At 64.0% G+C, this 11,860-nt stretch carries 14 protein-coding genes; 3 read left to right on the forward strand and 11 right to left on the reverse strand.

The window, feature by feature from the left end; all coding sequences use genetic code 11:
* A partial coding sequence (gene lysS / locus VGH68_RS28660) for a lysine--tRNA ligase (RefSeq protein WP_331607114.1) occupies positions 1-1,079 on the forward strand: 1,079 nt, incomplete at its 5' end.
* A gap of 379 nt (positions 1,080-1,458) precedes the next feature.
* Positions 1,459-2,187: a glycine zipper 2TM domain-containing protein gene (locus VGH68_RS28665; protein ID WP_331607115.1), complete on the forward strand. Its 729-nt coding sequence runs from the start codon at positions 1,459-1,461 to the stop codon at positions 2,185-2,187.
* Positions 2,188-2,287: 100 nt separating this feature from the next.
* Here the strand turns inward: VGH68_RS28665 and iscX are convergent, their stop codons facing one another.
* The 10 genes from iscX to VGH68_RS28715 all read right to left on the reverse strand — a co-directional run bounded on the left by iscX (position 2,288) and on the right by VGH68_RS28715 (position 9,560).
* A complete protein-coding gene (gene iscX, locus VGH68_RS28670) occupies positions 2,288-2,485 on the reverse strand; it encodes a Fe-S cluster assembly protein IscX (RefSeq protein WP_011488975.1) in 198 nt (65 codons plus the stop codon).
* A gap of 15 nt (positions 2,486-2,500) precedes the next feature.
* Positions 2,501-2,842 (reverse strand): ISC system 2Fe-2S type ferredoxin, encoded by a 342-nt coding sequence (gene fdx / locus VGH68_RS28675; protein WP_331607116.1) that lies wholly within the window; start codon positions 2,840-2,842, stop codon positions 2,501-2,503.
* 206 nt (positions 2,843-3,048) lie between these two features.
* Positions 3,049-4,920, reverse strand: a complete 1,872-nt coding sequence (hscA, locus tag VGH68_RS28680; protein ID WP_331607117.1) for a Fe-S protein assembly chaperone HscA — start codon at positions 4,918-4,920, stop codon at positions 3,049-3,051.
* A 148-nt stretch (positions 4,921-5,068) separates the two neighbouring features.
* Positions 5,069-5,596 carry a Fe-S protein assembly co-chaperone HscB gene (hscB, locus tag VGH68_RS28685; RefSeq protein ID WP_331607118.1) on the reverse strand — a complete coding sequence of 176 codons (528 nt, stop codon included), beginning with the start codon at positions 5,594-5,596 and terminating at the stop codon, positions 5,069-5,071.
* A 182-nt stretch (positions 5,597-5,778) separates the two neighbouring features.
* Positions 5,779-6,102, reverse strand: coding sequence for an iron-sulfur cluster assembly protein IscA (iscA, locus tag VGH68_RS28690; RefSeq protein WP_331607119.1), 324 nt, complete (start codon positions 6,100-6,102; stop codon positions 5,779-5,781).
* A 75-nt stretch (positions 6,103-6,177) separates the two neighbouring features.
* A complete protein-coding gene (iscU, locus tag VGH68_RS28695; protein ID WP_331607120.1) occupies positions 6,178-6,591 on the reverse strand; it encodes a Fe-S cluster assembly scaffold IscU in 414 nt (137 codons plus the stop codon).
* A gap of 73 nt (positions 6,592-6,664) precedes the next feature.
* The gene (locus tag VGH68_RS28700; RefSeq protein ID WP_331607121.1) at positions 6,665-7,888 is read right to left on the reverse strand and encodes an IscS subfamily cysteine desulfurase; all 1,224 of its coding nucleotides are present in this window, start codon (positions 7,886-7,888) and stop codon (positions 6,665-6,667) included.
* An 83-nt stretch (positions 7,889-7,971) separates the two neighbouring features.
* The gene (gene iscR / locus VGH68_RS28705; RefSeq protein ID WP_331607122.1) at positions 7,972-8,502 is read right to left on the reverse strand and encodes a Fe-S cluster assembly transcriptional regulator IscR; all 531 of its coding nucleotides are present in this window, start codon (positions 8,500-8,502) and stop codon (positions 7,972-7,974) included.
* Positions 8,503-8,660: 158 nt separating this feature from the next.
* Positions 8,661-9,158: a low molecular weight protein-tyrosine-phosphatase gene (locus VGH68_RS28710; protein WP_331607123.1), complete on the reverse strand. Its 498-nt coding sequence runs from the start codon at positions 9,156-9,158 to the stop codon at positions 8,661-8,663.
* 162 nt (positions 9,159-9,320) lie between these two features.
* On the reverse strand, positions 9,321-9,560 hold the full coding sequence (locus VGH68_RS28715) for a hypothetical protein (protein ID WP_331607124.1): 240 nt from the start codon (positions 9,558-9,560) through the stop codon (positions 9,321-9,323).
* A gap of 268 nt (positions 9,561-9,828) precedes the next feature.
* Here VGH68_RS28715 and VGH68_RS28720 point away from each other — a divergent pair, with 268 nt between their 5' ends.
* On the forward strand, positions 9,829-10,338 hold the full coding sequence (locus VGH68_RS28720; protein ID WP_331607125.1) for a hypothetical protein: 510 nt from the start codon (positions 9,829-9,831) through the stop codon (positions 10,336-10,338).
* Between the two features lie 125 nt (positions 10,339-10,463).
* On the opposite strand, the gene VGH68_RS28725 is transcribed toward VGH68_RS28720, so the two are convergent.
* A partial coding sequence (locus VGH68_RS28725) for a lactate utilization protein B (RefSeq protein ID WP_331607126.1) occupies positions 10,464-11,860 on the reverse strand: 1,397 nt, incomplete at its 5' end.

Here is an 11,860-nt window from a genome sequence, read left to right on the forward strand (position 1 = left end):
GCCCGCTGCCGGACAAGTTCCACGGTCTCGCCGACCAGGAAATGAAGTACCGCCAGCGCTATGTCGACCTGATCGTCACGCCAGAAACACGCCGCACCTTCATCGCGCGCACCAAGGCGATCGCGTCGGTGCGCAACTTCATGGCCAAGGCCGACTTCATGGAAGTCGAAACACCGATGCTGCACCCGATTCCGGGCGGCGCGGCGGCCAAGCCGTTCAGGACCCATCACAATGCGCTCGACATGCAGATGTTCCTGCGTATCGCACCGGAGCTGTATCTGAAGCGCCTGGTGGTGGGCGGCTTCAAGCGCGTGTTCGAGATCAACCGTAACTTCCGCAACGAGGGCGTGTCCGTGCGCCACAACCCGGAATTCACGATGATCGAGTTCTACGCGGCCTACACCGACTACACGTGGGTGATGGACTTCACCGAGCAACTGATCCGCCAGGCGGCGATCGACGCGCTCGGCACCGCCACCATCACGTACCAGGGCCGCGAGCTCGATCTGTCGAAGCCGTTCCATCGGTTGACGATCACGCAGGCGATCCAGAAGTACGCGCCGCAGTACACGAGCGAACAGCTCGCCGATGCCGCGTTCCTGCGTACGGAACTGAAAAACTTCGGCGTCGACGCGTCGCAGCCGCAGTTCCTGAACGCGGGCGTCGGTTCGCTGCAACTCGCGCTGTTCGAAGAGACCGCCGAATCGCAACTGTGGGAGCCGACGTACATCATCGACTACCCGATCGAGGTGTCGCCGCTCGCTCGCGCGTCGGATAAATTCGACGGCATCACCGAGCGTTTCGAGCTGTTTATCACGGGCCGCGAAATCGCCAACGGTTTCTCGGAACTGAACGATCCGGAAGACCAGGCCGCGCGCTTCAAGAAGCAGGTCGACCAGAAAGACGCCGGCGACGAAGAAGCGATGTACTACGACGCCGACTACATCCGCGCACTCGAATACGGGATGCCGCCGGCGGGCGGCTGCGGTATCGGCATCGACCGTCTGGTGATGATGCTCACCGACAGTCCGAGCATCCGCGACGTGATTCTGTTCCCGCATCTGCGCCGCGAGGATTGAACGCGAGTCGCCGATAGCCGCCGGTCCTCGCGCCCGGCGCGCGCAACGGCGCTGTCATGAAACGCCCGGCCCGTGCCGGGCGTTGTCTTTTGGGCGCCCCTGCTGCTGCGCGAGTGCTCGCTGAAATGCCGCGAGCGTACCGGGACCAAGTTATGCTCACAGCGCTTTGTAACTAGCGGTAAAAACACTGCAAGCGCGCGCGAACCGCTGCGGCGGCCGTCGTCGCCGGATCTTTCGCCGAATGAGGCGCCCCGCGCGCCTGGCCCTACAGCGGGCCGGAAGCCGACGCGGCGCCGGTTACATCTGAAACGCTGCCCCGATCGAATTGCCCGACACTCGGTCTCATAACAGTCGGCTCTGCCAGAAACGGAGGCTCAACATGGACAACCCTAGTCAATCGTCACAACCCCGCCGTCTTCATCCGCTGATCGCGGCTGCCGCTGCCGCGGTGTTGATCGCGAGCCTCGTCGCGACCGCCGCGATCACCGGCGTGTTCCCGAAAGCATCGAGCACTAGCACGCAGAACGATCAGACCCAGGCCGCGCGGGTCGCGACCCAACCGCCGGGCGTCGTCGATTCCGCCGCGCCGGTCAATCCGTCCGCGCAGCAGCAGGCCGGGGACCAGCAGACAGAAGCTCAGCAGCCGCCGCAGCCCGCTCCCGCCCCGACGCAGCAGCAATATGCGCCGCCACCGCAGGCGCAGGCCGCGCCGCAACAACCGGTGCCGCAAGCGCCGCCGCAATACGCGCAACAGCCGGCGCCCCAACCCGCCTACTGCTCGAGTTGCGGCACGGTCGTCGCGATCTCGGCGGTGCGCCAAGAAGGGCATGGCACCGGCATCGGCGCGGTCGGTGGCGCGGTGGCCGGTGGCGTGGTCGGCAACCAGTTCGGCGCCGGCGGCGGGCGTACCGCGATGACGCTGCTCGGCGCGCTCGGCGGCGGCCTCGCCGGCAACTCCGTCGAGAAGCACCTGCGCAGCACGACGTCGTACTCGGTGCGCGTGCGCATGGAAAACGGTAAGACGCGCTACTTTACCTATCACGAGCCGCCGCCGTTCCGGGACGGCGAGCGGGTGCGCATCCAGAACGGCGGGCTGGTGGCGGACTAACGACTAGCGTCGGCGCTGACGGGCTGCGCCGCGGCAATAAAAAAGGCGATTCCAATGGAATCGCCTTTTGGCCAGTTCTCGCGGCACCGTCAAGCGGCGCTCAGTAATCCGCGTCTTCGATCCACGCTGCCTGAATCGCTTCGAGAATCTTTTCGTTCGAGCGGTCCGGATCGTCGTCGAATCCTTCCAGCTCGGTCACCCAGCGGTGCAGGTCGGTGAAACGCACTTGCTGCGGATCGACGTCCTGATGCTTGTCTGTCAGAGCCATCGCAATGTCTTGCGTATCGGTCCACTTCATGGCTGCGTCCTCCTGTTAGTGATTTTCCTTCGCGTGATTGATCGAGTAACGCGGAATTTCGACGACCAGATCCTGTTCGTCCGGCACGATCGCCTGACACGACAGACGCGAAGCCGGTTCGAGCCCCCACGCCTTGTCCAGCAGATCGTCTTCGTCTTCGTCCGATGGCGTCAAGGCGGCGAAACCCTCACGCACGATCACGTGGCAGGTCGTGCACGCACAGGACTTTTCGCACGCGTGCTCGATTTCGATACCGTTATCGAGCAGGTTGTCGCAGATGCTCTTGCCGGGAATGGCGTCGATGACCGCGCCTTCCGGGCACAGTTCGACGTGAGGCAGCACAACGATTTGAGGCATACAGTTTCCGTTCGGGTCTGGGCACGGCGACTGGCAGCAATGCCACCTGCAGGCTCCGCACCATTTTACTGGCGCCGTACGGAGTTTTTAAGTCCGCGCGGCGCGCTCAGGGTGTTCGTGGGCACGGTACACGTGGCCGATTCCGCGACCGCGAGCTAATACGCGTTTGCGCAGCCGTGCACACCTGCGCGCCGTTCAGGCGACGCTCAGATCTCGTCGAGCTTGCGGCCTGACAGCGCCCGCCGAATGCCCTTGTTCATGCGGCGCGCGGCGAATTCGTCGGTGCCTTCGGCCAGCGCCTTGGTGGCCGCTTCGATTGCATCCGCGTCGTCGCTTTGCGCAACGTCGCGCAGCGCGGTGAGCAGCGTATCGAGCGCGGCGCGTTCGCTGTCGTCGAGCAATTCGGCGTCGGCGGCGAGCGCCGCGTCGGTTGCTTCCACCAGGCGCTGCGCCTCCACCTGCGCCTCGCGCAACGCGCGCGCACGCATGTCGATTTCGGCCGTCGAAAAGCTGTCTTCGAGCATGCGCGCGATGTCGTCATCGGCGAGGCCATAGGACGGCTTCACCACCACCGACGCTTCGACGCCCGAGCCGAGCTCGCGCGCGAACACCGATAACAGGCCGTCCGCATCGACCTGATAGGTCACCCGGATACGCGCCGCGCCGGCGGCCATCGGCGGAATGCCGCGCAGCTCGAAGCGCGCGAGCGAGCGGCAATCGCTGACCAGCTCGCGCTCGCCTTGTACGACGTGGATCGCCATCGCCGTCTGGCCATCCTTGAACGTCGTGAAATCCTGCGCGCGTGCGACCGGAATCGTCGAGTTACGCGGGATGATCTTCTCGGTGAGGCCGCCCATCGTCTCGACGCCGAGCGACAGCGGGATCACGTCGAGCAGCAGCCAGTCGTCGCCGTCCGCGCCCCGGTTGCCGGCGAGCAGATCAGCCTGGATCGCCGCACCCAGCGCGACGACCTGATCGGGATCGAGATTGACGAGCGGCGGCTGGCCGAACAAGGCCTCGACCGCGCGCCGGATCACCGGCATGCGGGTCGCGCCGCCGACCAGCACGACGCCCTTGATCTCGCTGGTCGTGACCTTCGCATCGCGCAGGGCCTTTTTCGTCGGGCCCAGCGTGCGCTGCACCAGCGCCTGCGCGAGGGTCTCGAAAGTGGCTTCATCGATCGTCAGATCGACCGTAGCGCCGTTCGACAGCGTTGCCTTGACGACAGCTGCCGGGGCGCTCGACAGCGCCTCCTTGGCGTCGCGTACGGTATCGAGCAGCAGGCGCACGTCCTGTGGCGCAAGCGCCTGTCGCTCGATGCCGGCCTGCTCAAGCACATGGCGATAGAGCGCGTGATCGAAATCGTCGCCGCCGAGCGCGGAATCGCCGCCCGCCGCCAGCACTTCGAACACGCCTTTCGTGAGTTTGAGGATCGACAGGTCGAAGGTACCGCCACCAAGGTCGTAGACCGCGTACAGCCCTTCCGCGCCGTTGTCCAGGCCGTAGGCGATCGCCGCCGCGGTCGGCTCATTCAACAGACGCAGCACGTTCAAGCCGGCCAGATGCGCGGCATCCTTCGTCGCCTGGCGCTGCGCTTCGTCGAAATAGGCGGGCACCGTGATGACTGCGCCGACCAGCTCGTCGCCGAGCGTGTCTTCAGCGCGCTGGCGCAGCGTCGCGAGAATTTCGGCCGATACTTCGACTGGGCTCTTCACGCCGTCGACCGTGCGAATCTGCACCATGCCCGGCGCGTCGACGAAATCGTACGGCGCGTTTTCAGCGCCTTCCACTTCGGATTTGCCGCGGCCCATGAAGCGCTTGACCGACACGATCGTGTTACGCGGATCGCTTGCGGCCTCCGCTTTTGCGGTGCGGCCAATACGGCGGCCGCCCTGTTCCAGGTAGCGCACCACCGACGGCAGCAGCACATGCCCTTCCTGGTCGGGCAGCACATCGGGGACGCCGCTGCGCACGGCGGCGACGAGTGAGTTAGTGGTGCCGAGATCGATACCGACCGCCAGACGCCGCTGGTGAGGCGCCGGCGCCATGCCGGGTTCGGAGATTTGCAGTAAGGCCATCTGGATCTTCTCGGGGACGTTGTGCCCCGTCCTGAATGTTCGCGTTGCTGGGTGTGATACCGCGGCGCCATGCCGCCATGCCGTTTCTGTTTTTCTCTGTCGCTGCTTACTGTTGCCGCTGGGCTACCGCCGCGCGTTGCTGACCGCGCTAGCCTTCGAGCCGTTCGATCTGCGCGTCGATTTCGGACGCGACGCGCTCGATGAACATCAACTGCCGGACCGCCTCGCCCGCCGCCTGATTCGCGCCGCTGTCGAGCGATGCGCCGAGCTTGTCGAAACGCTGGCGTTCCTCGTCGCGCAGTTCGGCGAGCAATGCAGCGAGCGCATCGACATTCTTTGCCGCCGCCGCGTCCTCGATGCTTTCGCGCCATTCCATCTGCTGCATCAGAAACGCCGGCTCCATCGCCGTGTTGTTCTCCGCACCGACGTCGATGCCACGCAGCGACAGCAGGTAGGTTGCGCGCCTGAGCGGATCGCGCAGCGTCTGATACGCCTCATTTGCGCGCGTCGCCCATTGCATCGCGATGCGCTTTTGCGCGTCGCCGGCCGCCGCGAAACGGTCCGGATGCACCTGCGCTTGCACGGTGCGGTACGCGTGATCGAGCGCGCCGGCGTCGAGCGCGAATCGCGCCGGCAGACCGAACAGGTCAAAGTGGCTATCGTTGAGCGAGGCCATCGGATTAGAAGTCCGTTGAGGAAAGCGCACCGGAGTACGAGTCTGGGAATAGGGTCGGCAAGCGTTGCATTGGTCCAGCCATCGCAGCCGCCATAAAGAGCCGCCACCACCAGCCGCCGCGAATCAAACTAAAAAGGCGGCACGCGCCGCCTTTGGTCCGCCGCACGCGGAAGGTGCCGAATCTAGACGCGGAACGACTCGCCGCAGCCGCACTCGTCCTTCACGTTCGGGTTGTTGAACCTGAAGCCTTCGTTCAGCCCTTCGCGCGCGAAATCGAGCTGGGTGCCGTCGATATACGCGAGGCTTTTCGGGTCGACGATAATCTTCACACCGCTGCTCTCGAACACCTGATCTTCGGGCGCGAGTTCATCCACGTATTCGAGCTTATAGGCCAGACCCGAGCAACCGGTGGTGCGCACACCGAGGCGCAAGCCGATGCCTTTACCGCGACGGGTCAGATACTTCTGGACGTGTTTTGCAGCCTGTTCGGTCAACGTAATTGCCATAGCGTTTCTCAGTTGCGAGATTGCGTGCGCGGCGCGCGCAAACCGCGCCGCGCTGATACCGCTTCTGCCGGATACTCAGGCGGCCTTGCCGTCTTCGGCGACCGCTGCTTCGCCGTGGCGCTGCTTGTAGTCGGCGACCGCTGCCTTGATCGCGTCTTCCGCGAGGATCGAGCAGTGAATTTTCACCGGCGGCAGCGCCAGTTCTTCCGCGATGTGCGTGTTCTTGATCGACATTGCCTGGTCGAGCGTCTTGCCCTTCACCCATTCGGTGACGAGCGAGCTCGACGCGATCGCCGAACCGCAGCCGTACGTCTTGAACTTCGCGTCTTCGATGATGCCGTCCGTGCCGACGCGGATCTGCAGCTTCATCACGTCGCCGCACGCCGGCGCGCCGACCATGCCGGTGCCGACCGCATCGTCGTCTTTCGCGAACGAACCGACGTTGCGCGGGTTTTCGTAGTGGTCGAGGACCTTGTCGCTATAAGCCATGATTACACTCCTTGATTCGTTTCAACCTGCAATCCGATGAACGTGCGATGTTCGATCTCGCCCAGCTGCCGCGTCAGTGCGCGGCCCACTGGATCGTCGAAATGTCGATCCCGTCCTTGTGCATCTCCCACAGCGGCGACAGGTCGCGCAGCTTGGAAATCTTGTTCTTCAGCAGGTTGATCACGTAGTCGACATCCTGCTCGGTCGTGAAGCGGCCCACCGTGAAGCGGATCGAACTGTGCGCGAGTTCGTCGTTGCGGCCGAGCGCGCGCAGCACGTACGACGGTTCCAGCGAAGCGGACGTACAGGCCGAACCCGACGACACCGCGACGTCTTTCACCGCCATGATCAGCGATTCCCCTTCGACAAAATTGAAGCTGATGTTCAGGTTATGCGGCACACGCCTTTCCATGTCACCGTTCACATACACTTCTTCGATTTGCGACAGACCGTTCAGCAGCCGGTCGCGCAGCATCCGGACGCGCTCGTTTTCGGTCGCCATCTCTTCGCGCGCGATACGGAACGCTTCGCCCATGCCGACGATCTGGTGCGTGGCAAGCGTGCCCGAACGCATGCCGCGCTCGTGACCGCCGCCGTGCATCTGGGCTTCGATACGGATACGCGGCTTACGACGCACGTACAACGCGCCGATACCCTTCGGGCCATACGTCTTGTGTGCCGAAAACGACATCAGATCGACTTTCAGCTTTTGCAGGTCGATCTCGATCTTGCCAGTGGCCTGCGCCGCATCGACGTGGAAAATGATGCCCTTTTCACGCGTGATCTCGCCGATCGCCTCGATGTCCTGGATCACGCCGATTTCGTTGTTCACCGACATCACCGACACCAGAATCGTGTCCGGGCGCAGTGCGGCCTTGAATGCATCGAGGTCGATCAGACCGTCGTCCTTAACGTCCAGATACGTGACTTCGAAACCTTCACGCTCCAGTTCGCGGCAGGTGTCGAGTACAGCCTTGTGCTCGGTTTTCACCGTGATGATGTGCTTGCCCTTGCTCTTATAGAAGTGCGCGGCACCCTTCAAAGCGAGGTTGTCCGACTCCGTCGCGCCGGACGTCCAGATGATTTCGCGCGGGTCCGCGTTTACGAGCGCGGCGACCTGCTCGCGCGCTTGCTCGACTGCGCGCTCCGCGTCCCAGCCGTACGCGTGGCTGCGCGAAGCGGGGTTGCCGAACTGCTCGCGCAAATACGGAATCATCTTGTCCACTACGCGCGGATCGATCGGCGTCGTGGCGCTGTAGTCCATGTAAATGGGCAGATGGAGAGAGTCGTTATTCATCAATTGCTCCGGGGACGTCATGTGCTCTGGCTTCTGGGTTCTCTGTCGCCGCGGTGGTTTTATCTACTAATTCGTACCGCGTGTCAGGAACCGGCCATGTTGAAAACGGAATTGGGCCCTTTCGGCGCCGTGCGGACGGGCTCGACCGCCGGTGCATCGCTGCGCCTGTCGCGCAGCACCGCCGGAGCGCCTTCGCGCGAACGCTGCTGGTCGACCAGATCTTTGAGCGAGACCGAATCGAGGTATTCGACCATTTTCTCGTTCAGCGTCGACCATAGCTCGTGCGTCATGCAGTGGCCGTCGTGCTGCTTGGTGCCTTCGCACGTGCCTTTGCCGCCGCACTGGGTCGCGTCGAGCGGTTCGTCGACCGCGATGATGATGTCGGCCACCGTGACGTTTTCCGCACGGCGCGCCAGATTGTAGCCACCGCCCGGTCCGCGCACCGACTCGACGATTTCGTGACGGCGCAGCTTGCCAAACAGCTGCTCGAGATATGACAGGGAGATATGTTGGCGCTGGCTGATACCCGCAAGCGTCACCGGGCCCTGCTCCTGGCGCAGCGCCAGGTCAATCATCGCCGTGACGGCGAAACGGCCTTTCGTGGTGAGTCTCATATGATGTGGGAACCGCAATTCTCGACAAGTTTTGTCAAGTATAAATACATGAGCGATTTAGTCAAGTATCGCCGGTGAAATTTGAGTCATCCGCTTAATTGCTCGCCAGAGCCGACCGCGCGGCTGCGCGCTCGCGCGGCCGACGGGCTTCCGCAGACTCAGGCCCCCAACTTGGCACGCAAGACGGCGACCAGCCCGGAGCACGCGGCCTCACATTGATCGAGCACTTGCGCGAAGCCCTCGGAGTCACCGAAATACGGGTCAACGACTTCCCGAGCGCCATTCCACCGATTGTCCATTTCCGGTACGAACTCCATCAGCAGACGGATTCTGTCGCGCAGCGCAGGCGGGCAAAGCTGACGCAGCGCGGCGATGTTGCGCTCGTCCATCGCGACGAGCAGATCGAAACGCGCGAAATCAGCGCTTGTAACCTGGCGGCCGCGCAATGTGCCGATGTCATAACCGCGCTCACGCGCCGCCTGCTGCGCGCGCTCGTCGGGTGCCTCGCCGATGTGCCAGTCGCCGGTGCCGGCGGAGTCGATCAGGATGCGGTCAGTAAGCTGGGCTTCGTGGACGAAATGGCGCATCACGCCCTCCGCCGTCGGTGAACGGCAGATGTTCCCCAGACACACGAAACAGACGGATACGGTTTTCATCAGGGACTTTCAGGAGCTGGAGATGCCGGCGTCGGCAAGCAATGGAAGGCGGACTGCGCCGAAATTATACAAAGCAGCATCGAATCCCGCCGGGCGGCTACGGTGGCGTGCGGGCGTGGCAACCACCCTCTGGGCCGCCGCCATTCCCTGCTACCCGTCCGCTTACGACGCCTCGGCGACTGGCATCGCCGCGGTACCGTGTACAGGCTTGGCCGGCAATGCCGACGAGGGGTCGATCATGCCGTATGACACAGCGCGCGCGAGTTCGGCGGTCAGATGGTTGGCATCGAGTCGAGTCTGCGGCGCGCGCGAATTGAGCTGGCTACCGATGTGCAGATACGCCAACGCGACGAGCGGTACCACGAAGGCGAGAGGCCAGTACACCGATATTGTCTTTTTCATGATGTCGTTTCCAGTGGAGGCGTATGAGCTTTGAGCCCACTATGCCAAGTCGGAATGCTATAGGAATTGACAATCAGGAGAAACCCGTCGGCCCGAGATAGATCGTTGCTCGAATTGGAACAGTCAGTTGAGGGTTCCTGCCTCCGCGCTCGCGCGACAGGCATGGAAAAGAAAACCTTACAAACACATACAAAACTGACGCGACGGACGGCGATAATGGTGGTGTCATGCTTATATCAATATTTCTGGCACTTGCAGTGGTCCCAAAATGAAACGTCTCGCACCTCTCACCGGTCTCGTGGCGGCCGCCCTGCTCGGCGGTTGCGCTGTTTATCCAGACGGCACCCCGATGTATAGCAGCGACTATGAAGGCTACAGCGGCTACGACGGCTACGCACCCGGCGCCCCAGTCCTGCCGCCAACCAACGTCTACCTTGGATACAGCAACTACGGCGCGCCAGGGCGCTACTACGGACCGGGACCGGGCTATCGGGGCTATCCCGACCACGGCCGGCCGAACGATAACGGCGGGCATCACGGCGACGGCGACGGCGGCGGTGCCCCCGGGCAACCGCACGGCGATCGATCGCACGGCGGTCCGCCGCCGCAAGGCGCCGCGGCGGGCCCGCGAGGGCCGGGTGGCTCGAATGGCGGCCCGCACCCCGGCGCGGGCGGCCCGCCGCCGGCCCAGCCAGCGGCAAGCAACGGCGGAGGTCGAGGTACCGCGTGGGTGCGAAGCGCGCCGGCGCGTCAGCCCGGCGAGCCGACGAATCACTGATGACGCCGAGGATCGAGCGCCGACGAGCGCCCGGTCTGAATTGAAGCGGGCGGCACGGCAGTTCTCACCCCGCGCCCGGCCCGATATCCGTCGATAGGCCGGGAACCTCGGCTCGCGCCGCCGGCTTAGCCGATATGGCTACGCTGCGCGGCGTACAGTTCCCTAAACGTCCGCCCGACAGGCGCCGGCATATCGCGCGTATCGGTCCAGCCCGCGCCGCCGAGCGGCAGCCTCGCGATCGAGCCATTGCGCCCGCCCATCCGCTCCAGGACACGCACGGCCAGTCTGGTGAAGAGCGCGTACGCGTCGGGATGCAACGCCAGCCAGCCCCACAGCGCCAGCCCGGCGCGCTCCTTCCACGGCCTCAGGCGCCGCTCCATCTGCTTCTCGCGCAGCTTGCGCAACAGATCCGAAAGTGGAATGCCGACTGGACAGACACTGTTGCACTCGCCACAGAGCGTCGCGGCCTGCGGCAAGTCCAGCGCCTTGTCGATCCCTACATAGCTTGGCGTCAACACCGAGCCCATCGGCCCCGGATAGACCCAGCCATACGCGTGGCCGCCGACCTTCTGATAAACAGGGCAATGATTCATGCACGCGCCGCAGCGGATGCAGCGCAGCATCTCCTGGAAGTCGCCACCGATCAGCCCGGTGCGCCCGCCGTCCACCAGCACCACGTACATATGCTCGGGGCCGTCCTGATCGCCCGCGCCACGCGGGCCGGTCAGCATCGAAAAGTAGTTCGACGTAGCCTGCCCGGTCGCCGAGCGTGGCAACAGACGCATTGCGGTTGCGAGATCTTCGAGCGTCGGCAGCACCTTTTCGATGCCGGTGACGGCCACGTGCACACGCGGCATGACCGTACACATGCCTTCGTTGCCCTCGTTCGTCACGACGACGACCGAGCCCGTTTCCGCAACGATGAAATTACCGCCCGTCACGCCCATGTCCGCGCTGAGAAAGTGCGGGCGCAACACCTCGCGAGCCTCGCGCGTCATATCCGGGATTTCGGTCAGGCGGGCTCGGCCATGCGTCTTCGCGAACAGGTCGGCGATCTCGTCCTTATCCTTGTGGACGACCGGCGCGATGATGTGGCTCGGCGGCTCATTGTCGTTGATCTGCAGAATGTATTCGCCGAGATCGGTTTCGATCGACTGCACGCCCATCTGCCCCAGCACTTCGTTCAGACGCATTTCCTCGGTGACCATCGACTTGGTCTTGATCACCTTCTTCACGCCGTGCTTGCGCGCGATATCGCCGACGATCCGCGCGGCCTCCTGGGTCGTCTCGGCGAACAGCACCGTCACGCCGCGCCGGGTCGCCTCGCGCTCGAAGCTTTCCAGCCACACGTCGAGATTCTCCAGCGCGCGATTGCGGCGCTCCTTGAGCGCGGCGCGAGTCGCCGGAAAGTCGATCGCCGTCATCGCCGTGGCGCGGGCCGACACGAACTTGGAGGACAGCTTGGTCAGGTTCTGTTGCAAACGCTGATCGGCGAGCTTCTGACCAGCGCGAGCCTTGAACT

The sequence above is a fragment of the Paraburkholderia sp. genome, assembly GCF_036488505.1.
Lineage (GTDB): Bacteria > Pseudomonadota > Gammaproteobacteria > Burkholderiales > Burkholderiaceae > Paraburkholderia.

What these genes read in the sequence shown, in the direction of transcription:
- VGH68_RS28665 (WP_331607115.1), top strand. Translation starts at nt 1,459, where the DNA reads ATGGACAACCCTAGTCAATCGTCACAACCCCGCCGTCTTCATCCGCTG.
- iscX (WP_011488975.1), bottom strand. Translation starts at nt 2,485, where the DNA reads ATGAAGTGGACCGATACGCAAGACATTGCGATGGCTCTGACAGACAAG.
- fdx (WP_331607116.1), bottom strand. Translation starts at nt 2,842, where the DNA reads ATGCCTCAAATCGTTGTGCTGCCTCACGTCGAACTGTGCCCGGAAGGC.
- hscA (WP_331607117.1), bottom strand. Translation starts at nt 4,920, where the DNA reads ATGGCCTTACTGCAAATCTCCGAACCCGGCATGGCGCCGGCGCCTCAC.
- hscB (WP_331607118.1), bottom strand. Translation starts at nt 5,596, where the DNA reads ATGGCCTCGCTCAACGATAGCCACTTTGACCTGTTCGGTCTGCCGGCG.
- iscA (WP_331607119.1), bottom strand. Translation starts at nt 6,102, where the DNA reads ATGGCAATTACGTTGACCGAACAGGCTGCAAAACACGTCCAGAAGTAT.
- iscU (WP_331607120.1), bottom strand. Translation starts at nt 6,591, where the DNA reads ATGGCTTATAGCGACAAGGTCCTCGACCACTACGAAAACCCGCGCAAC.
- VGH68_RS28700 (WP_331607121.1), bottom strand. Translation starts at nt 7,888, where the DNA reads ATGAATAACGACTCTCTCCATCTGCCCATTTACATGGACTACAGCGCC.
- iscR (WP_331607122.1), bottom strand. Translation starts at nt 8,502, where the DNA reads ATGAGACTCACCACGAAAGGCCGTTTCGCCGTCACGGCGATGATTGAC.
- VGH68_RS28710 (WP_331607123.1), bottom strand. Translation starts at nt 9,158, where the DNA reads ATGAAAACCGTATCCGTCTGTTTCGTGTGTCTGGGGAACATCTGCCGT.
- VGH68_RS28715 (WP_331607124.1), bottom strand. Translation starts at nt 9,560, where the DNA reads ATGAAAAAGACAATATCGGTGTACTGGCCTCTCGCCTTCGTGGTACCG.
- VGH68_RS28720 (WP_331607125.1), top strand. Translation starts at nt 9,829, where the DNA reads ATGAAACGTCTCGCACCTCTCACCGGTCTCGTGGCGGCCGCCCTGCTC.